Source organism: Rathayibacter sp. SD072 (assembly GCF_017355185.1).
Classification (GTDB): domain Bacteria; phylum Actinomycetota; class Actinomycetes; order Actinomycetales; family Microbacteriaceae; genus Rathayibacter.
This window is the reverse complement of the sequence record NZ_JADILJ010000051.1, coordinates 1-23,934: the sequence shown is the minus strand read 5'-3', so window position 1 is coordinate 23,934 and position 23,934 is coordinate 1. Positions and strand designations below refer to the sequence as shown.

The window sequence follows — 23,934 nt, the reverse complement described above, 5'->3', positions numbered from 1 at the left end:
AGCACATCGTCGCGGGACCGCTGCTGAAGACGATCTTCCGGCCCTGGGTGGTGAACGCCGATCGCGTGCCGAAGACGGGCGGAGTGATCCTCGCCAGCAATCACCTGTCCTTCATCGACTCGGTGTTCCTCCCACTGGTGATCGACCGCAACATGGTGTTCCTGGCCAAGAGCGACTACTTCACCGGCAAGGGCCTCAAGGGCTGGGCGACGAAGATGTTCTTCACCGCCACCGGCATGCTCCCCATCGACCGCTCGGGCGGCAAGGCCTCCGAGGCCTCGCTCAACACGGGTCTGCGGGTCCTGGCGCGCGGCGAAGCCCTCGGCATCTATCCCGAGGGCACGCGCAGCCCTGACGGCCGGATGTACCGCGGACGCACCGGCGTCGCGCGCATGGTCCTCGAGGCGCGCGTGCCCGTCATCCCCGTGGCGATGGTCGACACCGCGCGCATCATGCCGATCGGCAGCCGCCTGCCCAAGCTCGGCCGGATCGGCATCGTCTTCGGCGAGCCGCTCGACTTCAGCCGCTTCGAGGGCATGGAGGGCGATCGCTTCATCCTGCGCTCCATCACCGACGAGATCATGTACGAGCTCCTCGCCCTCAGCGGCCAGGAGTACCTCGACGTGTACGCGACCTCGGTCAAGGAGAAGCGCGCCGCGCTCGTCCGCTGACCGCCCGCTGTGCGCGGGACGCCGCCTCTCCGGAGGCTTCCCGCGAGGCGATATGCTCGTCAACCGCTGCCGTCCGTCCGGGCGGCACCCGCTCGCGCGCCGCTCGGCGCCCGTCAGAACCAGGAACCCCCGTGGTCATCGATCCGAACGAACCGTACGTCCTCGCCGCCCCCTCCGTGGTCGCCGGCCTGGACTATTGGCGCGAGCTCGAGATCAAGCAGCAGCCGCAGTGGCCGGACGCGGACGCGGTCAGCGCCGCCTCGGCCGAGATCGCGGCGCTGCCGCCCCTCGTCTTCGCCGGCGAGGTCGACCAGCTGCGCGAGCGCCTCGGCGCCGCCGCGCGCGGTGAGGCCTTCCTGCTTCAGGGCGGCGACTGCGCCGAGACCTTCGCGGGAGCGACCGCCGACCAGATCCGCAACCGCGTCAAGACGGTCCTGCAGATGGCCGTCGTCCTCACCTACGGCGCGAGCATGCCCGTCATCAAGATGGGCCGCATGGCCGGCCAGTTCGCCAAGCCGCGCTCGAGCGATCTCGAGACCCGCGGCGACGTCACCCTGCCGGCCTACCGCGGCGACATCGTGAACGGCTACGACTTCACTCCGGAGTCGCGCACCGCCGACCCCCGCCGGATCGTGCAGGGGTACCACACGGCCGCGTCGACGCTGAACCTCATCCGCGCCTTCACGCAGGGCGGCTTCGCCGACCTGCGCCTCGTGCACTACTGGAACAAGGGCTTCACCGAGAACCCGCAGAACCAGCGCTACGAGCAGCTCGCCCGCGAGATCGACCGCGCAGTCAAGTTCATGGTGGCGTGCGGCGCCGACTTCGAGGGCATGAAGCGCACCGAGTTCTACACGGGTCACGAGGGCCTGCTGATGGACTACGAGCGCCCGATGACGCGCATCGACTCGCGCACCGGCACCCCGTACAACACGTCGAGCCACTTCATCTGGATCGGCGAGCGCACCCGCGAGCTCGACGGGGCCCACGTCGACTTCCTGTCGCGCGTGCGCAACCCGATCGGCGTGAAGCTCGGTTCGTCGACGAGCCCCGAGACGATGCTCGAGCTCATCGACAAGCTCGACCCGGATCGAGAGCCCGGACGCCTCACCTTCATCACCCGCATGGGTGCCGGGAAGATCCGCGACGCTCTGCCGCCGCTGCTCGAGGCGGTCAAGGCGAGCGACGCGCTGCCCCTCTGGGTCACCGACCCCATGCACGGCAACGGGCTCACCACCCCCACCGGCTACAAGACCCGTCGTTTCGACGACGTCGTCGACGAGGTCAAGGGCTTCTTCGAGGCGCACCGCGCCGCGGGGACGCACCCGGGCGGCATCCACGTCGAGCTCACCGGCGACGACGTCACCGAGTGCCTCGGCGGCTCCGAGCAGATCGACGAGGCCACCCTCGCGACCCGCTACGAGTCGGTCTGCGACCCCCGCCTCAACCACATGCAGTCCCTGGAGCTCGCCTTCCTGGTCGCCGAGGAGCTCCGGCAGCGCTGACCCGCGGGAGGGGACGCCCCGGCGTCCCTCCCGCGCGGTCGGCTCCGCACCATCTCCGTGCGGTCGGCACCGCCGCCACCACCGCCGCGCGCGGCACACCTCGCCACGACCGGCCCTGCCGATCGAGCAGCCGCGCAACGGCGCATCGAGACCCACCCCCTCTAGAGGCTTCCGATCTCGATACGCCCTCTGCGAGGGCTACTCGATCAGCAGGTGCGTGTCGAGCATCCGCGTGGCGTCGCATCGGGACTTCCACTTCGACACCCCCGGCTCTCGATACGCCCTCTCCGAGGGCTACTCGATCAGCAGAAGACGGTCCGCCGCCCACGCCCGCCCCGGCCCCGCTGAGGCCCGAGCCACCCGAATCGCCGCGCCCTCCGAGGCGAACGCGTGAATCGCGTTCCAGCGATTCGCGCTAGCCGTTCGCGACCCGCTGTGTGGAACGTGACCATCTCGAGCTGCCGACCGCGGCGATGGCGGCGAGGACGCCATCTTGATACGTACGGCGAACGGGTGAATCGCGTGAGAGCGATTCGCCCTAGCCGTCCGGGACCCGCTCTCTGGAACGCGCCCATCCCGCGAAGCAGACCGCGGCGATGGCGGCGAGGACGCCATCGCACGGAGTCACGTCGTGATGGTGATCGACAGCTGGATCGAGGTGCCGCGCTGCACGGGCTCGCCTGCGGGGTCGGACTGCGCCGTCACCTTGGTGATCTCGTTCGGTGCGGCGTCGATGAGCGCGCCGAGGGTCGAGAGGGAGTAGCTCCACGTCAGGTCGACGGCGTCGAGGGCGGCTTTCGCCTCGTCGCGGGTCATGCCCACGACGTTCGGCACGGCGACCGGCTCCGGCCCCTTCGAGACGACGACCGAGATCGTCCCGCCCGTGGTCGCCGGCGACTCGGGGTTCGCCTGGATCAGCACGACCCCGGCGGGGACGGTGTCGCTCCAGTCGTCACCGCTGCGGTCGAGTGCGAGTCCGGCCGCCTTCGCGGCGGCGGTGGCCTCGTCGACGCTCAGGCCCACCACGTTCGGGATGGCGCCCAGGCTGACGGTCATCGCGATCGTCGACTGCTCGGACAGGGTGGCGGGGAGTTCCGCGCCGTCGGGGAGCGAGGCCGAGATGACCCGTCCGGCGTCGACGTCCGAGTCGAAGACGCGGGTGGTCTCGCCGACGACGAAGGGCGCGCCGGTGATCGCGGCCGTCGCCTCCTCCTCGGTCAGGCCGGCGAGGGCGGGGACCTCGAGCTGCCGGGGACCGCTCGAGACGACGAGCGTCACGACCGAGTCCTTGTGGATCGCCTCGTCCGGCGCCGGATCGGAGCTCATCACCGTGCCGGCCGGGACCGTGAGGTCGGACGCCTGCTGCTGCTCGGCGCGCAGCCCGCTCGACTCGATCAGTGCTGCGGCCTCCTCCTGCGGGAGCCCGACGACGCTCGGGATCGTGCGCAGCGCGCCCGGTCCCTCGCCGAACCAGTACGCCGTTCCCCCGCCGATCAAAGCAAGCAGGATCACGGCGACGAGCAGCACGAGGCCGCGGCGGCGACGGACCCTCCGTTTGGAGGCGAGGCGCGCCACGGCGGTCTCGTCGTCGTCGTCGTCCAGCTGCTCCTCGCCGGCCGCGCCGTCGAAGACGGCGGTCTGCCCGGGGGTCGCGGGGTCGAACAGAGCGGCCGTCGCCGGAGTCGTCTCGGGGAGCGGAGTGACGGCCTGCGTGTCCGCGACGCGCCGGTCGGTCGGCGTGATGCCCATCAGGCGCTCGGCCTCGAGCAGCTGCGCGAGCATCACTCCGGCGTCGCGAGGCCGCATGTCCGGGTCGCGCTCCGTCGCCCACAGCACGAGCTCGTCGAGCGAGCTCGGCACGGAGGGCACCTTGGCGCTGGGATACGGGACGGAGTCGTTGGCGTGCTGGTAGGCGATCTGCATCGGCTGCTCACCCGTGAAGGGCTGCTCACCGGTGAGCATCTCGTAGATCATGATGCCGATGGCGTAGATGTCGCTGCGGGTGTCGGCGGTGCCGCGGGTGACGAGCTCGGGGGAGAGGTACGCGATCGTCCCCAGCAGCGCCTGCCCCGACGCGGTGTTGGCGGAGGCGGCCCGGGCGAGGCCGAAGTCGCCGATCTTGATGCGACCGTCGTCGGCGAGCAGCACGTTCTCGGGCTTGAGGTCGCGGTGCAGGATCCCCGCGCGGTGAGCCGCGGCGAGGCCGGACAGGACCGAGTGCATGATGTCGACGACCTGCTGGGCCGTCAGCCTGCCGCGCTCCTTCAGGAGGTCGCGCAGGGTGATTCCAGGCAGGTACTCCATGACGAGGTACGCCATGTCCGAGTCCTGGCCCTGGTCGAAGACGCTCACGACGTTCGGGTGCGCCAGTCGGGCGGCGGATCGCGCCTCCTGGACGAAGCGGTTCTTGAAGGTGGCGTCGTCCGACAGGTGCCCGTGCATCACCTTGATGGCCACGCGGCGCTCGAGGCGCTGGTCGGTGGCGAGGTAGACCGTCGCCATGCCTCCGCGCGCGATCCTCGAGCGCACCTCGTACCGGCCGTCGACGAGACGGCCGAGGAGGGGGTCGAGCTGGCTGGTGGTCACGCGACGAGTCTAGGCAAGACCGTTCGGCGATCCCGTGTGCAACGCGGGAGCGGCCTCCCGACCTCGCCGGGACGGATGGCTTGGAGGCGCCGCACTGCCGTGGCAGTCTTGACCGGTGATCGACTCGTCCGCTCCCGCCCCCTCGACCGCCTCCGAGATCGAGTGGCTGACCGTCCCCGATCTCGTCGAGATCACCGGCCTCTCCGTCAGCCGCGTGCGCCGCCTCCTCGAGGAGCGCCATCTGCTGGGGACCCGACGCGACGGCAAGCTCGTCGTCCCGTCCCTCTTCCTCCGTGACGGGGAGCCGATGTCCGAGATCCGCGGTACGGCGATCCTGCTCTCCGACTCCGGCTTCTCGGACGACGAGGCGGTCGAGTGGCTGCTCTCGGAGGACGACGCACTCGGCACGAGCCCCGTGCTCGCCCTGCGCGCCGGTCGCAAGGCCGAGGTCCGCCGCGTCGCCCAGGCTCTCGCCTGATCGATCGCGTCCGGCCGACGTGCCGGGCCTCGAGCGGAGGCGCCGAGGCGCCTAGGCCGTGCGGACGCTGACGCGGTCCGCCAGTTCGCGCAGTTCCGCCACACCCTCCGGCCGCAGCGGAGCGCCCGGCAGCGCCGCCAGTGCCGACTCGACGTCGCGCTCGATGCGCTCCTCGAGCCGGTCGAGGGCCCCGCTTCCGGCCACGATCTCCTGAGCCAGCGCGATGTCCTCGGCGCTCGCGTCGCCGCGCCCGACGACGGCGTCGAGCTCGGCCCGGGCGGAGTCGGACGAACCGGCGCGGGCGAGGCCCAGCAGCACGGTGCGCTTGCCCTCGCGGAGGTCGTCTCCCGCGGGCTTGCCGGTCAGTGCCGGGTCGCCGAAGACGCCGAGCACGTCGTCCCTCAGCTGGAAGGCGATGCCCAGCGGGAGGCCGAAGCGGCGCAGCGCGTCGATCTGGGCGTCGTCGCCGCCCGCCAGCGAGCCGCCGATCGCGAGCGGCGCCTCGATGCTGTACTTCGCGCTCTTGTAGACGACGACCCGCTCGGCGCGCGCGAGGTGCTCGTCCTCCGCATGCCCGGCCCAGGCGCTCTCCTCGAGGATGTCGAGGTACTGGCCCAGCGTCACCTCGGTGCGCATCAGGTTGAACTCCGCCCGGGCCCTCGCCGCGCTCGGCCGGTCCTCGAGCGCCCATTCGGCGTCCGCGAAGATCTCGTCGGACCAGACCAGCAGCAGATCGCCGAGCAGGATCGCGGAGGAGCGGCCGAACTCGTCCCCGGAGCCCGACCACCCTCCGTCGGCGTGCATCCCGGCGAAGCGGCGGTGCGCCGCCGGCGCCCCTCGCCGGGTGTCGGAGTTGTCGATCACGTCGTCGTGGACGAGGGCCGCTGCGTGGAACAGCTCGAGTCCCGCTCCGACGCGCGCGACCGGGTCCGAACCGCTCGGATGCGCCTCGCTGGAGACGGCGGAGACGGCCGTCCAGCCCGCCTCGCAGAAGCGCGCGCGGAACCGCTTGCCCCCGCTGAGAAAGTCCCGCGAAAGGTCGCCGAGGGCGGAGACGTCCTCTCCTATGGAGCGCAGAATTGGCGTGCGCCCGGCGAGGAATCCCTCGATTCGGAACTGGACGCGGTCGACCAGACGAGTGCTGTTGTTCACCCGACCAGCCTATGCATCCGAGGCGCCTAGCGCCTGTGACGGGCTCGGTCTACACTGAAGCGCCACCCGCCCGGTCGAGCACACCGTGCCGCCAACCTGGCGTCGCTCCGAAGAGGAACGGCGCCGCACCCTTGAAGGGGTCAAGATGCCGCTTTCGGAACACGAGCAACGGCTCCTCGACGAGATGGAGCGCAACCTCTATCAGAACGACGCCGATTTCGTGGCGGCGGTCAGCAAGGGGCGCGGCGGCACCAACTACCGGGCCCTGGTGCTCGGCATCCTCCTCTCCCTCGTCGGTCTCGGAGTGCTCGTCACCGGCGTCATCGTCGCCATGCCGCTCGTCGGCGTGGGCGGCTTCGCGATCATGCTCGCGGGCGTCGTCGTCGCCATGCGCCCGGCGCCGGGCGGCGCCGAGGAGCCCGGTCTCCCGACCGTCGGCCGCACCTCCAAGCCCCGCTCCTCGAGCAGCCGGTCGGGCTCCACCTTCATGGACCGCTTGAACGAGCGATGGGACAACCGCGGCGACGGTCGCAGCTGACCGCCGCTCCGCACCACCCACAGGGTCGATCCTCACGGATCGGCCCTTTTTTCATGCCCGCGGACTCTCCGGGAGCGCACTCCTCCTCCCCTCCGCACCACGCACCGGGTCGATCCTCACGGATCGGCCCCTTTCCGCTCCCCGCGGACCGCTGCGGAGCGGAACATCCCTCCACTCCACTCCACCCGCGTTCCTGCCCGGGAATACGCGGATGACCGGGCGGAAACCCGACGAGGCGGCGCGCCGCCAGGGTTGTGGGTGGGGCGAAGTGGAGTACTGTGGAGGACACACCATCCTTGGCCGGAAGAAGTGGGGGGCAGTCCGTTGTTCCTCGGCACCTATTCCCCCAAGCTCGACGAGAAGGGCCGCGTGATCCTCCCCGCCAAGTTCCGCGACGAGCTCTCCTCCGGAGTCGTCGTCACGCGCGGCCAGGAGCGGTGCCTCTACGTCTTCAGCCAGAGCGAGTTCGAGACGATGCACGAGAAGATCCGTCAGGCACCGGTCACGAGCAAGCAGGCCCGCGACTTCCTCCGCGTCTTCCTCTCGGGGGCGAGTGCCGAGACCCCCGACAAGCAGAACCGGGTCACTCTGCCCGCGCCGCTGCGCGCCTACGCGGGCCTGGACCGCGACCTCACCGTCATCGGAGCGGGCAACCGTGCCGAGATCTGGGCGCAGGATGCCTGGGACGCGTACCTGACCGAGCAGGAGTCCGTCTTCTCCGACACCCAGGAGGAGGTGATCCCCGGACTGTTCTAGCTCCTGCCGCGCGACTCCCAGCCACTCGGCGCCCGGACGCACCTTCCCCGGTGTCCGGTCGCGAGATGGATGGGGATCGGGCAGCAGGAACAGGACGGCGGGACCGCCATGGCAGACGACTCCGAGAAGAAGCAGGTGCGCCCGACCGAGGAGCGCCACCTCCCGGTGCTCCTCGAGCGCTGCGTCGAGCTCCTCGCTCCGGCGATCGAGCGCGACGGCGCGGTGCTGGTCGACGCGACGCTCGGCATGGGCGGCCACTCGCTGGCCCTGCTCGAGCGCTTCCCGGGGCTCCACCTCGTCGGCCTCGACCGCGACCCCGAGGCACTCGAGCTCGCCGGCGAGCGACTCTCGGCCCACTCCTCCCGGATCGACCTGGTGCACGCCGTCTACGACGAGCTCCCCGACGTGCTGGACGAGCTCGGGATCGACGAGATCGACGGCGCGCTGTTCGACCTCGGCGTCTCCTCGCTGCAGCTGGACGAGACCGAGCGCGGCTTCTCCTACTCCAAGGACGCTCCGCTGGACATGCGGATGGACGCGACCGCGCCCCTGACCGCGGCGAGCATCCTCGCGGAGTACGACGAGGGCGCGCTGCGCCGCATCTTCCACGAGTACGGCGAGGAGCGCCTCGCTCAGCGCTACGCGAAGCGCATCGTCGAGGCGCGTCGCGACGCGCCGATCGAGCGCTCCGGCCGGCTGGTCGAGATCATCCAGGCGGCGACCCCGGTCGCGATCCAGCGCAACGGCCATCCGGCCAAGCGGGTCTTCCAGGCCCTGCGCATCGAGGTCAACCAGGAGCTCTCCGTGCTGGAGCGCGCGATCCCCGCCGCGCTCGATCGCGTCGCCGTCGGCGGCCGGATCGTCGTCGAGGCCTACCAGTCGCTCGAGGACCGCATCGTGAAGCGCGCGCTGCAGGCCGCGTCGTCCTCGACCGCTCCCGCGGGGCTCCCCATGGAGCTCCCCGAGCACCGACCCGAGTTCCGCCTCGTCATCCGGGGCGCCGAACTCGCCTCCGACGAGGAGAAGACCCGCAACCCCCGAGCAACACCCGTGCGTCTGCGCGCGGCCGAGAGGATCAGGAGGACCGCGTGAGCGCCACCGCCGTCATCGACCCCGCCGTCATCGAGCCCGCCCGCACCGCGAGGCCGGACGAGCAGTCGCCCCGCCCGCGCATCGAGGCGGTCCCGACCGCCGCCGGCGCGCCGCGACCCAAGCTCGTCTACGGCATCGTCGCCGTCGCCGGCCTCTTCGCGATCATCGTGATCCAGCTCCTCGTGAGCGTCGGGCTCTCGCAGGGGGCGTACCAGATCGCCGCGCTGCAGACCGAGCAGAAGACGCTCACCCGCAGCAACGCCGAGAAGCAGGACACGGTGGACACTCTGAGCTCCCCGCAGAACCTCGCGACCGCGGCGCAGGGGCTGGGCATGGTGGCGAACACGGCTCCCGTCTACCTCCGCCTGTCCGACGGAGCGGTGCTGGGCGACCCCGCCTCGGCCGCCTCGAGCGAGGTCGGCACGGCCGGTGCCGCGGCACTCGTCCCCAACGCGCTCATCCTCCCGGCCGGTGCCGCCGCGACTCCGGTCGACGCGAGCGCGTCCTCCGCGGCTGGAGGAACCTCGGCCGTACCGTTGCAGGGCGAGCTCCCCGCGCCCCTGACGCACTGACGCCTCCCGCACGGCCCGCCTCCCGCTACGACACGACCGACGGCGGCGATCCCGCCAGGACGAAGAAGGACACCGCAGCAGTGAGACAGAACCGCTCGAGCAGACGCCGCACCGCCGTCACCTTCGTCGTCATCGCCGCGGTCGTGGGACTGTTCATCGGCAAGCTGGTCGACATCCAGATCGTGCGGGCCAACGAGCTGACGGACGCCGCGGCGCTCAGCCAGTCCAGCAGCAGCGTCACCTACGGCACGCGCGGATCGATCGTCGACCGCTCGGGAGCCGTCCTCGCCGACACGACGACCCGGTACCGCCTGACGACGTCGCCCCGCAACGTGGGGGAGTTCCTCCGCGAGATGCCCGACGGCCAGGACGTCGTCGTGAGCGTCGACCAGGCCGCGTCCGAGATCGGCGCGATCACCGGCCAGAGCGTCGAGCAGATCAGGACGCTCGTCGACGCCGCGCTCGCGAAGGACGCGAAGGCCAACTACCTGATCCTCTCCGAGGGCCTCGACCTCGAGGCGTACCAGAAGCTGCTCGCGCTGGACATCCCGTGGACCTTCTTCGAGACGCAGCAGGGCCGCACGTACCCCAACGGGGCCGTCGCCGGGAACCTGATCGGCTACGTGGGGGCGGACGGCGCCGCTCAGGAGGGCGTCGAGTACACCGAGAACGCCTGCCTCGCCGGGAAGAACGGCTCCGAGAGCTTCGAGCGCAGCGCCGACTTCGTCCGGATCCCCGGCAGCACCGTGGCCGAGACCCCCGCGGTCGACGGCGGGCAGGTGCAGCTGACGATCGACTCCGACCTGCAGTACTACGCGCAGCAGGTGCTGTCGCAGCGCGTCGCCGAGGTCGGCGGCAGCTACGGGATCGTCGTGGTGCAGGAGGTCGAGACGGGCAAGCTGCTCACCGTGGCCGAGACCCCCACGGTCGACCCCAACGACGTCTCGGCGAGCGCCCCCGCCGACCGCGGGTCGCGCGCCTTCCAGAGTCCGTTCGAGCCCGGTTCGACGTTCAAGCCGATGACGGCGGCCATGCTGATCGACAAGGGACTCGCGACGCCCACGACCCACGTCGTCACTCCGGACGCGTTCGAGAAGAACGGCGCCTCGTTCAGCGACGACTTCGCGCACACCCCGACGAACTACACCCTGACGGGGATCCTCAAGGACTCCTCGAACGTCGGCATCGCGACCATCGGCTCGAAGCTGTCCGCGCAGGACCGCTACGACTACATGCTCAAGTTCGGACTCAAGGCGCCCACCGCGGTCGGGTACCCCGGCGAGTCCGGCGGACTGCTCAGCGACTACCAGGTCTGGGACAACCAGACGAACTACACCACCATGTTCGGCCAGGGAGTGTCCGCCACCGCGATCCAGGTCGCCGGCATCTACCAGACGCTGGGCAACGGCGGGGTGCGCCTGCCGGCGCAGCTGGTCGCCGGCTGCACGACCGCCGACGGCACTGTCATCGACGTCCCCGACACGACCGGCACCCAGGTCGTCTCCGCCGGTGCGGCGCAGGACGTCGTCGACATGCTGCAGACGCACTACACCGACGGCTGGCTGGCCGACTACATCCACGTGGACGGCTACAACATCGCGACGAAGACCGGAACGGCTCAGCAGCCGGACGGCGACGGAGGGTACTCCTCCAGCTACACCGTCTCGCTCGCCGGGCTCGCTCCGGCGGAGGACCCGAAGTACGTCGTGACGGTCACCATCGCCGATCCGGTTAAGATGAACACGTCCCAGGCGACCGCCCCCGTCTTCCAGCAGGTCATGACCCAGGTGCTGAAGACGAACCGGGTGGAGCCGTCGACGGTCCCCGCCGTGAACTACCCCACGACGTGGTGATCGCACCACCACGAGAGAAAGAGCGGGCATTGCACGTCACTCGCCCGCAGTCCTCCCTCCGACCGGAGCACCCGGTCCCGCGGTCGCTGTCGCAGCTCGTGGCCGAGTTCTCGCTCGGCACGGTGCCGGGAGTCGACGGGGTCGAGGTCAGCGGCGTCACGCTCGACTCCCGGCAGGTCGAGGCGGGCGACCTGTACGTCGGCATCGCGGGGCGCAAGGTCCACGGCGCGGCCTTCGCCGCCGACGCCGCCGCCTCCGGAGCCGTCGCTGTGCTCACCGACCCCGAGGGCGCCGAGGCCGCGTCGGCGAGCGGACTCCCCGTCCTCGTCACGCCCGATCCCCGCGCAGCCCTCGGCGACGTCGCGTCCTGGATCCACCGCACCCGCGAGGACGTGCCGACGCTCTTCGGAGTCACGGGCACGAACGGCAAGACCAGCGTCGTGTACCTGCTCGACGCCCTGCTCCGGCGCCTCGGCGTCGTCTCGGGCCTCAGCTCCACCGCGGAGCGCCGCATCGGCGACGTCGCGGTCGCGAGCTCGCTGACCACCCCCGAGGCGACCGAGCTGCACGGACTCCTCGCGCGGATGCGCGAGTCGGCCGTCCGCGCCGTCTCGATCGAGGTCTCGGCCCAGGCGCTGACCCGGCACCGCATCGACGGCGTCGTGTTCGACGTGGTCGGCTTCACGAACCTCAGCCACGACCACCTCGACGACTACACCGACATGGCGCAGTACTTCGAGGCCAAGGCCGACCTGTTCCAGCCCGATCGGGCCCGACGCGGAGTCGTCACCGTCGACAGCGCCTGGGGCCGGGAGCTCGCCGAGCGCTCCCGGATCCCGATCGCGACACTCGCGAGCTCCCCGGTCGTCGGCGAGGCTCCGGCCGTACCGGCCGACTGGGCGATGACCGTCCTCGAGAGCACCGCCGACCGCACCGTGTTCCGTCTGGACGGTCCGGACCACCGCTCGGTCGAGGTCGCCGTCCCGCTGATCGGCTGGTACATGGCGGCGAACGCCGCGCTGGCGATCGTGATGCTGGTCGAGTCCGGCTTCGACCTCGAGGCCATCGCCCACGTCCTCGAGGACGGCCGTCTCGACGTGTACATCCCCGGTCGCGCCGAGCGCGTCTCGGGAGACCGCGGCCCCCGGGTCTACGTGGACTACGGGCACACGCCGGACGCGTTCCAGAACGCACTCGAGGCGCTGCGGGCGCTGACGCCCGGCCGCCTCGTCATGGTCTTCGGCGCCGACGGCGACCGCGACACGACGAAGCGCGCCGACATGGGCGCCATCGCCGCCAGGCTGTCCGACGTCGTCGTCGTCACCGACTTCCACCCGCGCTGGGAGGACCCGGCCGCGATCCGCGCCGTACTCGTCGGCGCGGCGCGGGAGGCGGTGCCCGACAGGGAGATCCACGAGATCCCCGACCCGCGCGCCGCCGTGCGCGCCGCCCTCGCGCTCGCGCGCGAGGGGGATTCGATCCTCTACGCCGGACCCGGCCACGAGGACTACCAGGAGGTTGCAGGAGTGCACATGCCGTATTCGGCCAGGGACGACGTCCGTCAGGCTCTGCGCGAGGCGGGCTGGCTCTAGATGATCGCCCTCACTCTCACCGAGGTCGCCGAGGCCGTCTCCGGGCGCCTCCACCTCGCCGGCCCCTCCTCGACCGCCGCGACAGCGGTCGACGGCGCGACCGAGACCGACTCCCGCGAGATCCGTCCGGGCGGGATCTTCGTCGCCAAGCGCGGCGAGCACACCGACGGGCACCTGTTCGCGCCGGCGGCCGTCGAGAACGGCGCGGCCCTCCTGATCGTCGAGCGCCCGCTCGACCTCGACGTGCCGCAGGTGCTGGTCGACGACTCCGTCCAGGCGCTCGGCGCCCTCGCGACCGAGGTCGTCCGGCGCGTCCGCGCACTCGGCGGCCTGACGGTCCTCGGCGTGACCGGCTCGAACGGCAAGACGACGACCAAGAACCTCCTCCGGACGATCCTCGAGCGCGTCGGCGAGACCGTCGCCCCCCGCGGATCCTTCAACAACGAGGTCGGCGCGCCGATCACGATGCTGCAGGTGTCGGAGTCGACGCGCTTCCTCGTCGCCGAGATGGGCGCCAGCGCCGTCGGCGAGATCCGCCGCCTCGTGCGCATGGCGAAGCCCGACGTCGGCATCGTCCTCGCGGTGGGCCTCGCGCACGCCGGCGAGTTCGGCGGCATCGAGCGGACCCTCGAGGCCAAGACCGAGATGGTGGCCGACCTCACCGCCGACGACATCGCCGTGCTGAACTCCGACGACGGCCGCGTGGCGACCATGGCCGGCCGCACCGCGGCCCGTGTGCTGTGGTTCGGTCGCGGCGAGCGCGCCGACGTGCGCGCGGTCGACGTCGAGCCGTCCGCCGAGGGGACCCGCTTCACCATCGAGGTGCGCGAGGGCGAGGGCCGTGAGGCCGGGCGCGCCGAGCTGCTCCTCCGAGTGCTCGGCGAGCACCACGTGATGAACGCACTGGCCGCCACGGCCGCTGCTCTCTCCGTCGGCGTCCCGCTGCCCGCGATCATCGAGGCGCTCTCGACCGTCACCCTCGCGGAGCGCTGGCGGATGCAGGTGCTCGGCGGTCAGGACGTGGTCGTCGTGAACGACGCGTACAACGCGAGCCCCGACTCCACCGCCGCGGCCCTGCGCACCCTCGCCCAGATCGCGAAGCCGGGAGGCCGCACCGTCGCGGTCCTGGGCGAGATGAGCGAGCTGGGGGAGTGGGCCGACGAGGAGCACGATCGCGTGGGCCTGCAGGCCGTGCGGCTGAACGTCTCGCAGATCGTCGTCGTCGGCGCCCGCGCCCGGCGCATCCACGTGGCCGCCGAGCGCGAGGGCTCGTGGAGCGGCGAGTCCGTCTTCGTCGACACGGCCGATGACGCGTACGTGTTCCTCGACGGCTATCTGCAGACCGGCGACACCGTCCTGGTGAAGTCCTCGAACTCGGCGGGGCTTCGATTCCTCGGCGACCGACTGGGGGAGCGACACCGATGAGAGCACTCCTGATGGCGGGCGCCTTCTCCGGCGCCTTCACCCTCCTGCTGACGCCCCTGTTCATCCGGCTCTTCCACCGGCTGCAATGGGGTCAGTTCATCCGCGAGGACGGGCCGCAGTCCCACCACGTGAAGCACGGCACCGCCACGATGGGCGGCATCGTCATCATCATCGCGACGGTGGCGGGCTACTTCCTCGGCATGCTGTTCGGCAACCGCGCCGTGGCCCCCTCGGCGCTCCTGGTGCTGTTCATGATGGTCGGACTGGGCTTCGTCGGGTTCATCGACGACTTCCTCAAGACCCGCAACCAGCGCAGCCTCGGCCTCGGCGGCTGGGCGAAGATCGCGGGACAGGTGATCGTCGCCGCGGCCTTCGCCGTGATCGCCATCATGGTGCGCGACCAGAACGGTCTGACGCCCGCGTCGACGTCGATCTCCTTCATCCGCGACCTGCCGTTCGACTTCGCCGCGCTCGGCTGGATCGGCATCGGGCTCTTCGTGCTCTGGATCTGCGTGATCGTCACCAGCACCTCGAACGGCGTCAACGTCGCCGACGGCCTCGACGGCCTCGCCACGGGATCCTCGATCCTCGCGATCGGCTCCTACGTGATCATCGGCTTCTGGCAGTCGAACCAGTGGTGCTACGACGCCCAGCTCAACCCCGAGGTGGCCGACAAGTGCTACCAGGTGAGCGATCCGTTCGACCTGGCGATCATCGCCGCGGCGATCTCGGGCGCGCTCGTCGGGTTCCTCTGGTGGAACACCTCGCCGGCGCAGATCTTCATGGGCGACACCGGCTCGCTCGGCCTCGGCGGCGCCCTCGCCGCTCTCGCGATCCTGACCCGCACCGAGCTGCTCGTCATCCTCATCGGCGGCCTCTTCGTCATCGTCACCGGCTCGGTGATCGTGCAGCGGATCTACTTCAAGCTGACCCGGGGCAAGCGCATCTTCCTGATGAGCCCGCTCCACCACCACTTCGAGCTCAAGGGGTGGGCCGAGATCACCGTCGTGGTCCGCTTCTGGATCATCGCGGGCATCTTCGTGGCCGCCGGTGTCGGGCTCTTCTACCTCGAATGGCTCTCCCTGGCATGACCGATCCCGCACGCGCCGAACGGCTCGACTCCCTCCGCAGCTGGAACTCGGACTGGCGCGGGCTCCGCGTCGCGGTCCTGGGGCTCGGGGTGACCGGCTTCTCCGTCGCCGACACGCTGACCGAGCTCGGCTCCGACGTCCTGGTCCTCACCGACCGGGCCGACGAGGAGCGCGAGCGCCTGCTCGAGGTGATCGGAGCCCGGCTGCACCGCGCGGACGGCCTCGACACCGTGCCGGACGAGCTGATCGACTTCGACCCCGAGCTCGTCATCGTGTCGCCGGGCTTCCGGCCGACTCACCCGATCGTCGAATGGACGCTCGCGAGGGGGACGGGTCTCTGGGGCGACGTCGAGCTCGCCTGGCGCGTGCGCGACAAGGTCGTGCGCGCCGACGGCACACCCGCGGACTGGGTGCTCGTGACCGGCACGAACGGCAAGACGACGACCGTGCAGCTGACCGCGACCATGCTCGTCGCCGGCGGCCTCCGCGCGGCTCCGTGCGGCAACATCGGGATCCCGGTGCTCGACGCGGTGCGCGATCCGCAGGGCTTCGACGTCCTGGTGGTCGAGCTCTCGAGCTACCAGCTGCACTACCTCGGCGCGATCGAGCCGATCGCGTCGACCTGCCTCAACATCGCCGAGGACCACCTCGACTGGCACGGCACCTTCGAGGCGTACCGCGACGCGAAGGCCAAGGTCTACGCGAACACCCGGGTCGCCTGCGTGTACAACCGCGCCGATGCGGCCACCGAGCAGATGGTGCTCGACGCCGAGGTCGTCGAGGGGGCCCGGGCGATCGGCTTCGGACTGGGAGTGCCCGGGCCGAGCGACTTCGGCATCGTCGACGGGATCCTCTGCGACCGGGCGTTCCTCGAGGACCGGCACACGAGCGCGATCGAGATCGCGACCGTCGACGAGCTCGCCGCGCGCCACCTCGCCGCCCCGCACATCGTGCAGAACGTCCTCGCGGCCGCCGCGTTGTCCCGCGCCTGCGGCATCGAGCCCACCGCGATCCGCCGCGCGCTCGCGGTCTTCGAGCTCGACGCCCACCGCATCCAGGTCGTGGCCGAGCGGTCGGGGATCACCTGGATCGACGACTCGAAGGCCACCAACCCGCACGCGGCAGACGCCTCGCTGCGCGCCTATCCGTCGGTCGTCTGGCTGGTCGGCGGTCTGCTCAAGGGCGTCGACGTGGACGCTCTCGTGGCCTCGCACACGACGCGACTGCGCGGTGCCGTGGTCATCGGAGTCGACCGCGTCGCGGTCCTCGAGGCATTCCGACGACACGCCCCCGAACTCCCCGTGACCGAGGTGGTCCCGGATGACACTGGATCGGTGATGCAGGCGGCCGTCGAGGCCGCGGCGGGCTTCGCCCGCTCCGGCGACGTCGTCCTGCTCGCACCCGCTGCAGCATCCATGGACCAGTTCCGCGACTACGCGGAACGGGGCCGGTCGTTCGCTGCGGCCGTCGAGACGTACCTGGGAGGAGAGGCCGATGACCGCTCCGACGACGAGCCGGATGCCGGGCCGCTCGCGCGCTGACGCCGGGAAGCCGAAGGACCGGGAGCGGACCGGCGCGCGCACCGCGCGCATCGTCCTCTCGAAGGTCTTCGCCTCCGAATCGCCGAACTTCTACCTCCTGTTCGGCACCACCCTCTTCCTCGTGCTCTTCGGGCTGACGATGGTGCTCTCCTCCTCGTCGGTGACGTCGTTCCGATCGAGCTCCGATTCGTTCGGCGGCTTCCTCCGGCAGGGCATCTTCGCCGTGCTCGGCGTGCCGCTCATGCTCCTCGTGTCGCGCTTCCCGATCGCACTGTGGAAGCGCGTGACGTGGCCGATGCTCATCGTCGGCTGCATCCTGCAGATGCTGGTGCTCTTCACGCCTCTGGGATACGCAGTGGGAGGCAACAAGAACTGGCTGTACCTCGGCGGCTTCACCATGCAGCCCTCCGAGGTGCTCAAGCTCGCCCTCGTGCTGTGGCTGGGCCTCGTGCTCGAGAGGCGGCTGCGCTTCAAGCAGGACTGGCAGCACGCTCTCATCCCGGTGCTCCCCATCGGCGGCTTCGCCCTGTTCCTCGTGCTGCTCGGCGGCGACCTCGGAACCGTGATGATCATGGCGGGGATCCTGCTGGCGGCGCTCTTCTACTCCAACGTCCGGCTGCGGATCATCCTGCCGATCGTGCTGATCGGAGCGGTCGTCGCAGTGCTGTTCGCCATCTCGACCGAGAACCGCCGCACCCGCATCTTCTCCTTCCTCACCGACTGCTCCGGCCCCGGGCAGTACGAGACGTCCTGCTGGCAGCCCCTGCACGGCACCTGGGCGATGGCGTCCGGCGGCGTCTTCGGCGTGGGGCTCGGCAACTCCAAGGCGAAGTGGTCGTGGCTGCCGGCCGCCGACAACGACTACATCTTCGCGATCATCGGCGAGGAGCTCGGGCTGATCGGGGCGGTCGTCGTCCTCGCGCTGTTCGTCGTGCTCGCCGTCGCCTTCTTCCGCATCATCCATGCCGCGACCGACCCGTTCGTGCGGGTCACGACGGCGGCGGTGATGGTCTGGCTCATCGGCCAGGCCTTCGTCAACATCGGCGTGGTGCTCGGGGTCCTGCCGGTCCTCGGCGTCCCCCTGCCGCTCATCTCCTCCGGAGGCACCGCCCTGCTCAGCTCCCTGCTCGCCATCGGCGTCGTCCTCTCCTTCGCGAGGACCCAGACCACCGGACTGCCGCACCTCGGCGCCGCCCGCCGCGCAGGCAAGGCGGAGGCGGAGTGACCCGCTACCTGCTCGCGGGCGGCGGCACCGCCGGGCACGTGAACCCGCTGCTCGCGACCGCCGACGAGATCCGGGCCCGCGACTCGGGCGACGAGGTGCTCGTGCTCGGCACCGCGGAGGGGCTCGAGGCGCGCCTCGTCCCGCTGCGCGGCTACGAGCTGTCCGTGATCCCGCGACTGCCCTTTCCGCGACGGCCCGGAGCCGCGGCGCTGCGCTTCCCGGGGGCCTTCCGCGGGGCGCTGGACGGCGTGGTGCGCACGATCCGCGAGCGCAGGATCGACGCGGTGGTGGGATTCGGCGGGTACGCGTCCGCTCCCGCGTACCTCGCGGCCCGGCGAGCCGGCGTGCCGTACGTCGTGCACGAGGCGAACGCCCGCCCCGGCCTCGCCAACCGCCTCGGCGCCCGCGGCACGCGCTCCGTCGGAGTCGCCTTCGAGGGCACCCCGCTGCCGCACGCGACGACGGTCGGCATGCCGCTGCGCCGCGAGATCGCCGACCTCGACCGCCCTGCCCGACGCCCCGAGGGCATCGCCGCGTTCGGGCTCGACCCGGCCCGGCCCACGCTGCTCGTCACGGGCGGCTCCCTCGGTGCGCGGCGGATCAACGCGACCGTGCACGCCGCGGCCGCGTCGGTCCTCGCGACCGGCTTCCAGATCCTGCACATCACGGGCGACCGCTCCGAGATCACCGACCCCGGCCTCGACGGCTACCACCTGATCCCGTACTGCGACCGGATGGATCTCGCGCTCTCGGCCGCCGATCTCGCTGTCTCGCGCGCGGGAGCCGCCACCGTGAGCGAGCTCAGCGCGCTGGGGCTCCCCGCCGTCTACATCCCGTACCCGGTGGGCAACGGCGAGCAGCGCTTCAACGCCCGCGGCGTCGTGGACGCCGGGGGCGCGGTGCTCGTCGAGGATGCGGCCTTCCTCCCCGGCTGGTTGCAGGGGGAGCTCGTGCCCCTCCTCGAGGACGCCGGGCGCCGCGACGAGATGGGCCGTCGCGCCGCGACGGTCGGCGTCCGCGACGGTGCGGAGCGCCTCGTCGACCTCATCGGATCGGCGCTCCGCGCACCTCGCTGACCCTCCTCCGCCGGGCTCCGAGGAGCCCTCCCGCACACCGTCTACACTGATCCGGCGCCCTGCCCGCGGCCCTCGGCCCGGGTGCCACAGAGACGCCGAAGACCCGAAAGCGAGACCCCCGTGATCAAGCCCGACCTCGGCATCACCGTCCCCGACCAGCTCGGATCGGTGCACTTCATCGGCATCGGCGGATCGGGCATGAGCGGCATCGCGCGCCTCTTCCACCACGCCGGCCACCGCGTCACCGGATCGGACGTGCGCGAGTCGCACCCGATCGAGCAGCTGCGCGAGCTCGGCATCCCGGTCGCGATCGGACACGACGCGGCGAACCTCGGCGATGCCGAGGCGGTCGTGGTCACCTCGGCCCTCTGGCCCGAGAACCCCGAGTACGTGCTCGCCCGGGAGCGGGGGATCCCCGTGCTGCACCGCTCGCAGGCGCTCGCCTGGCTCGTCCGCGGACACCGCCTCGTCGCGGTCGCGGGCGCGCACGGCAAGACGACGTCGACCGGCATGATCGTCACGGGTCTGCTGGGTCTGGACGCCGATCCGAGCTTCGTCAACGGCGGCATCATCGAGAGCCTCGGCACCTCGTCGGCGGCGGGCTCGGGCGATCTGTTCGTCGTCGAGGCGGACGAGTCGGACGGGAGCTTCCTGCTCTACGACACCGCCGTCACCCTGATCACGAACGTCGACCCCGACCACCTCGACCACTACGGCTCGCTGCAGGCCTTCGAGGACGCCTTCGTCACCTTCGCGTCGAACGCCGGCGAGCTCGTCGTCATCTCGTCGGACGACCCGGGTGCCGTCAAGGTGTCCGAGAAGCTCGAGGGCAAGCGGGTCCTCACCTTCGGCGAGGCCGAGGGAGCGGACGTGCGCGTCGTCGACCTCGAGCTCGTGGGCCCGGTCGGCTTCACCGTCGAGTTCGAGGGGCGCCGCTACTCCGCGCGGCTGCGCATCCCCGGCCGCCACAACGCGGTGAACGCCGCGGGCGCCTTCGCCGTGCTCGTCGGGCTCGGCTTCGATCCCGCCGCGTCGCTCGAGGCGGTCTCGGCCTTCGGAGGGACCGAGCGCCGGTTCGAGCTGCACGGCTCGGTACGCGGCGTCAGCGTCTACGACGACTACGCGCACCACCCCACGGAGGTGGCCGCCGCTCTCTCTGCCGCGCGCACCGTCGTGGGGGAGGGGCGCATCATCGCCGTGCACCAGCCGCACCTGTACAGCCGCACCCGCCTCTTCGCGAGGGAGTTCGCCGAGACGCTCGAGCGCTACGCCGACGAGACGATCGTGCTCGACGTCTACGGCGCCCGCGAGGACCCGGAGCCGGGAGTGACCGGCGAGCTGGTCAGCGGCAAGTTCGCCGACGCCTCGCGCGTCTCGTTCGTCCCGGACTGGCAGGAGGCCGCCGAGCGGACCGCTCTGATCGCCCGTGAGGGCGACTTCGTCATCACCCTCGGCTGCGGCGACGTGTACCGGATCATCCCGCAGGTGCTCGAGTCGCTTCGCACCGGCGAGGACGCCGCGGTCGCCCGATGACCACGACGCCCTTCCCGGCCCCCCGGGGGCGACGGGCGTGAAGCGGCCGGAGGGGGTCCGCCGGCCGGCACCCGTTCGCGCGGAGCCCCGCGAGAAGACGCCCGCGCCGGCGTCGAGCGGCGAGCCGACGGAGCCGATCCGCATCGTCGCCGCGCCGCCCGCCGCGCGCCTCCCGCGTCCCGAGGCCCGTCCGCAGAAGGGGGCCTCCGGCTCGGACGACGAGTCCGCCGTGCCCGTCGTCGCGACGGAGCTGCGTCGTCCCGCGGCGGCGGCCGGACCGAGGGGTCGGCCCGCCGCTCTCCTGAGCCGTCTGCGCGTGCCGGGGTCCGAGCAGCGCACAGTAGCCCGCGCCGCCCGCGAGCGGCGGCGCTTCGAGCGCGGAGAGGTGCGGCGCTTCACCAAGCGGGCCCGGCGACGGCGCCTCACAACCCTCGCGATCGCGGGTTCGCTCGTGCTGCTGGCGATCGTCGTCGCCGTCGCCGCGTACTCGCCGCTCATGGCGGTGCGGACGATCGAGATATCGGGCACGTCCCGCGTCGACTCGGGCGCGCTCCAGGAGTCCCTGTCCGATCAGCTCGGCGTGCCGCTGACTCTCGTGGACCGCGAGGCGGTCGGCGAGGAGCTCGGCGCCTACCCGCTGATCCAGAGCTACTCCCTGCAGACGCGGCCCCCGAGCACCCTCGCCGTGTCGATCGTCGAGCGCACCCCCGTCGGCGTCCTGCAGAACGGGACCCGCTTCGATCTCGTCGACTCGGCGGGCGTCGTGATCGAGACCGCCGACGCGGCGCAGGCCGGGTACCCCGCGCTGACCACGCCGTCCGGAGGCGCGACCGGCTCGGCGTTCCACTCCCTCGCCCGCGTGCTGCTCACGCTCCCCGCAGGCCTCGACGGGCAGGTGACCGCGGCGACGGCCACGACGGGCGACGACGTGACCCTGACCCTCTCCAACGGAGCCGTCGTGATGTGGGGAGGCCCGGACCGCTCGGCTCTCAAGGCTGTGGTCCTCGAGAAGCTGATGGCTGCGACCGACCCGGCGACCGTGACCTCCTACGACGTCTCGTCGCCCGCCGCGGCGGTCGTCGCCCAGCGCTGAGGCGCCCCTCGCACCGATCCGCCGGGCGGTTTGCCGAATGCGGGCGTGTCTGTCGCGAGGCGGAGCGGACTCCGCCTACCGTCGAACCACAACCCCAAATGCATACTCAGCATAACTTTAAGCCTCAACTACAGGTTTAAGGTTCAGCCCGGAGGCCGGACACGTGACTTCAAACCAGAACTACCTCGCCGTGATCAAGGTCGTCGGCATCGGCGGCGGCGGCGTCAACGCCGTGAACCGCATGATCGAGCTCGGCCTCCGCGGAGTCGAGTTCATCGCCATCAACACGGATGCGCAGGCCCTGCTGCTCAGCGACGCCGACGTCAAGCTCGACGTGGGCCGCGAGCTCACCCGCGGGCTCGGTGCGGGCGCCGACCCCGAGGTCGGCCGTCGTGCCGCCGAGGACCACGCGGAGGAGATCGAGGAGGTGCTCGCGGGCGCCGACATGGTCTTCGTCACCGCGGGCGAGGGCGGCGGAACCGGCACCGGCGGCGCTCCCGTCGTGGCGCGCATCGCCAAGTCGATCGGAGCCCTGACCATCGGCGTCGTGACGAAGCCCTTCGGCTTCGAGGGCCGTCGCCGCCAGACGCAGGCCGAGGCGGGTGTCGCGACGCTCAAGAACGAGGTCGACACGCTCATCGTCGTCCCCAACGACCGCCTCCTCGAGATCAGCGACCGCGGCATCTCGATGCTCGAGGCGTTCGCGACCGCCGACCAGGTCCTCCTCGCGGGTGTCCAGGGCATCACCGACCTCATCACCACCCCGGGGCTGATCAACCTCGACTTCGCCGACGTCAAGTCGGTCATGCAGGGCGCGGGATCCGCGCTCATGGGCATCGGGTCCTCGCGCGGTGCGGACCGCGCCATCAAGGCGGCGGAGCTCGCCGTGGCGTCCCCGCTGCTCGAGGCCAGCATCGACGGCGCGCACGGCGTGCTGCTCTCGATCCAGGGCGGCTCCAACCTCGGCATCTTCGAGATCAACGACGCGGCCCGTCTGGTCCAGGAGGCGGTGCACGCCGAGGCGAACATCATCTTCGGCGCCGTCATCGACGACACCCTCGGCGACGAGGTGCGCGTCACGGTCATCGCGGCCGGCTTCGACGGCGGGGAGCCCGGCGGCCAGGCCCCCGCGGCCATCGCCCAGCCCCGCGCCCAGCAGAGCGCGCCGGCCGAGTCGTCCTCGGAGCCCGCTCCGGTCGCCGCCGCCGCTCCCGCCGCCGGGTCGATCTGGTCGAGCACCCCCGTCGCCGCCCCCGCCCCGGTCGCGGACCCGTCGTTCGACGACGACGACAGCGACCTGGACATCCCCGACTTCCTCAAGTAGTCGCCGTGTCCGATCCCGACCTGGCCGAGCGCTGGTCCTCGGTGTCCGAGCGGGTCGCCGATGCGGCCCGCTCGGCCGGTCGCGATCCCGGTGAGATCACGACCATCGTGGTCACGAAGTTCCACCCGGTGCGGCTCATCCGCGACCTCCTCGAGCTGGGCGTCGTCGACTTCGGCGAGAACCGGCACCAGGAGGCGCAGGAGAAGGCGGCCGAGCTCGCCGGCACTCCCGCGCGCTGGCACTTCCTCGGGCAGCTGCAGAGCAAGAAGGCCCGGCAGGCTCGCCGCTACGCCTCATCGGTCCACTCCGTCGACCGGCTCGCGCTGGTCCCGCTGCTGGATGCGGGAGAGGACCCGCTCGACGTCTTCCTCCAGGTCAACCTGACCGACGATCACGAGCGCGGAGGAGCGGCACCGGACGACGTCGAGCCGCTCGCCGAGGCGCTCTCCGCGGCCCCGCACCTCGTCCTGCGGGGCGTGATGGCGGTCGCTCCGCTCGGCGAGGACCCACGCCCCGCGTTCGCTCGGCTGCGCGGCCTGTCCGAGCGCGTGCGCGCCGTCGAGCCCTCCGCCACCGCGGTGTCGGCGGGCATGTCGAACGACTTCGCGGAGGCGATCGCGGAGGGCGCGACACACCTGCGAATCGGATCGGCAATCACCGGCAATCGCCCCGCCCGCACGTAATCTCGTCGTGACCCACTAGTGGGAGCAGACACGACACGGAGGACACAGATGGCCAACCCGCTGAAGAAGACGATGGTCTACCTCGGACTCGCCGATGAAGAGGTCGAGTACGAGCGTGCCGACACCGTCGAGGCGGCTCCGACCACGG

20 protein-coding genes and 1 pseudogene are annotated in these 23,934 nt (G+C 71.4%); 19 read left to right on the top strand and 2 right to left on the bottom strand.

Features of this window, described 5'->3' with window-relative positions; all coding sequences use genetic code 11:
* Together IOC53_RS16125 and IOC53_RS16120 are read left to right on the top strand one after the other, a co-directional pair.
* The coding region (locus tag IOC53_RS16125; RefSeq protein WP_207407287.1) for a 1-acyl-sn-glycerol-3-phosphate acyltransferase at window positions 1-671 on the top strand (671 nt) is incomplete at its 5' end.
* A gap of 176 nt (window positions 672-847) precedes the next feature.
* A complete protein-coding gene (locus IOC53_RS16120) occupies window positions 848-2,176 on the top strand; it encodes a class II 3-deoxy-7-phosphoheptulonate synthase (protein WP_207407295.1) in 1,329 nt (442 codons plus the stop codon).
* 624 nt (window positions 2,177-2,800) lie between these two features.
* Here IOC53_RS16120 and pknB read toward each other — a convergent pair.
* Window positions 2,801-4,762, bottom strand: a complete 1,962-nt coding sequence (gene pknB / locus IOC53_RS16115; RefSeq protein WP_207407285.1) for a Stk1 family PASTA domain-containing Ser/Thr kinase — start codon at window positions 4,760-4,762, stop codon at window positions 2,801-2,803.
* A 115-nt stretch (window positions 4,763-4,877) separates the two neighbouring features.
* On the opposite strand from pknB, the gene IOC53_RS16110 reads away from it, so the two are divergent.
* The gene (locus tag IOC53_RS16110) at window positions 4,878-5,240 is read left to right on the top strand and encodes an Rv2175c family DNA-binding protein (protein ID WP_307786227.1); all 363 of its coding nucleotides are present in this window, start codon (window positions 4,878-4,880) and stop codon (window positions 5,238-5,240) included.
* 51 nt (window positions 5,241-5,291) lie between these two features.
* Here the strand turns inward: IOC53_RS16110 and IOC53_RS16105 are convergent, their stop codons facing one another.
* Window positions 5,292-6,392: a polyprenyl synthetase family protein gene (locus IOC53_RS16105; protein ID WP_207407283.1), complete on the bottom strand. Its 1,101-nt coding sequence runs from the start codon at window positions 6,390-6,392 to the stop codon at window positions 5,292-5,294.
* Window positions 6,393-6,537: 145 nt separating this feature from the next.
* Between IOC53_RS16105 and IOC53_RS16100 the strand changes: the two genes are divergently transcribed.
* The 16 genes and pseudogenes from IOC53_RS16100 to IOC53_RS19675 form a co-directional block, all read left to right on the top strand.
* Window positions 6,538-6,930 (top strand): DUF3040 domain-containing protein, encoded by a 393-nt coding sequence (locus tag IOC53_RS16100; protein WP_207407280.1) that lies wholly within the window; start codon window positions 6,538-6,540, stop codon window positions 6,928-6,930.
* Between the two features lie 324 nt (window positions 6,931-7,254).
* The gene (mraZ, locus tag IOC53_RS16095; protein ID WP_055794943.1) at window positions 7,255-7,686 is read left to right on the top strand and encodes a division/cell wall cluster transcriptional repressor MraZ; all 432 of its coding nucleotides are present in this window, start codon (window positions 7,255-7,257) and stop codon (window positions 7,684-7,686) included.
* Window positions 7,687-7,794: 108 nt separating this feature from the next.
* Complete coding sequence (rsmH, locus tag IOC53_RS16090; RefSeq protein WP_207407278.1) at window positions 7,795-8,778, top strand: 16S rRNA (cytosine(1402)-N(4))-methyltransferase RsmH; 984 nt, start codon at window positions 7,795-7,797, stop codon at window positions 8,776-8,778.
* Window positions 8,775-9,350, top strand: coding sequence for a hypothetical protein (locus IOC53_RS16085; RefSeq protein ID WP_207407276.1), 576 nt, complete (start codon window positions 8,775-8,777; stop codon window positions 9,348-9,350). The genes rsmH and IOC53_RS16085 overlap by 4 nt, the downstream gene beginning before the upstream one ends.
* A gap of 80 nt (window positions 9,351-9,430) precedes the next feature.
* Window positions 9,431-11,203, top strand: coding sequence for a penicillin-binding protein 2 (locus IOC53_RS16080; protein WP_307786226.1), 1,773 nt, complete (start codon window positions 9,431-9,433; stop codon window positions 11,201-11,203).
* A 29-nt stretch (window positions 11,204-11,232) separates the two neighbouring features.
* A complete protein-coding gene (locus IOC53_RS16075; RefSeq protein ID WP_207407274.1) occupies window positions 11,233-12,795 on the top strand; it encodes a Mur ligase family protein in 1,563 nt (520 codons plus the stop codon).
* Window positions 12,796-14,220 (top strand): UDP-N-acetylmuramoyl-tripeptide--D-alanyl-D-alanine ligase, encoded by a 1,425-nt coding sequence (gene murF, locus IOC53_RS16070; protein ID WP_207407272.1) that lies wholly within the window; start codon window positions 12,796-12,798, stop codon window positions 14,218-14,220.
* Complete coding sequence (gene mraY / locus IOC53_RS16065) at window positions 14,217-15,311, top strand: phospho-N-acetylmuramoyl-pentapeptide-transferase (protein ID WP_207407271.1); 1,095 nt, start codon at window positions 14,217-14,219, stop codon at window positions 15,309-15,311. Before murF ends, mraY begins: the two co-directional genes overlap by 4 nt.
* On the top strand, window positions 15,308-16,852 hold the full coding sequence (gene murD, locus IOC53_RS16060) for a UDP-N-acetylmuramoyl-L-alanine--D-glutamate ligase (RefSeq protein ID WP_207407270.1): 1,545 nt from the start codon (window positions 15,308-15,310) through the stop codon (window positions 16,850-16,852). Before mraY ends, murD begins: the two co-directional genes overlap by 4 nt.
* Entirely contained in the window at window positions 16,806-18,077 is a 1,272-nt protein-coding gene (gene ftsW / locus IOC53_RS16055; protein WP_207407269.1) for a putative lipid II flippase FtsW, read from the top strand. The genes murD and ftsW overlap by 47 nt, the downstream gene beginning before the upstream one ends.
* Window positions 18,074-19,153 carry a glycosyltransferase gene (locus IOC53_RS16050; RefSeq protein ID WP_207407268.1) on the top strand — a complete coding sequence of 360 codons (1,080 nt, stop codon included), beginning with the start codon at window positions 18,074-18,076 and terminating at the stop codon, window positions 19,151-19,153. The genes ftsW and IOC53_RS16050 overlap by 4 nt, the downstream gene beginning before the upstream one ends.
* A gap of 120 nt (window positions 19,154-19,273) precedes the next feature.
* Window positions 19,274-20,686, top strand: coding sequence for a UDP-N-acetylmuramate--L-alanine ligase (gene murC / locus IOC53_RS16045; RefSeq protein ID WP_207407267.1), 1,413 nt, complete (start codon window positions 19,274-19,276; stop codon window positions 20,684-20,686).
* Between the two features lie 37 nt (window positions 20,687-20,723).
* A complete protein-coding gene (locus IOC53_RS19565; protein ID WP_207407265.1) occupies window positions 20,724-21,779 on the top strand; it encodes an FtsQ-type POTRA domain-containing protein in 1,056 nt (351 codons plus the stop codon).
* Window positions 21,780-21,942: 163 nt separating this feature from the next.
* Window positions 21,943-23,103, top strand: coding sequence for a cell division protein FtsZ (gene ftsZ / locus IOC53_RS16035; RefSeq protein WP_207407263.1), 1,161 nt, complete (start codon window positions 21,943-21,945; stop codon window positions 23,101-23,103).
* Between the two features lie 5 nt (window positions 23,104-23,108).
* Window positions 23,109-23,786: a YggS family pyridoxal phosphate-dependent enzyme gene (locus IOC53_RS16030; RefSeq protein ID WP_307786225.1), complete on the top strand. Its 678-nt coding sequence runs from the start codon at window positions 23,109-23,111 to the stop codon at window positions 23,784-23,786.
* Between the two features lie 48 nt (window positions 23,787-23,834).
* Window positions 23,835-23,934 (top strand): annotated as a pseudogene (locus IOC53_RS19675) (cell division protein SepF); the annotation flags it as partial.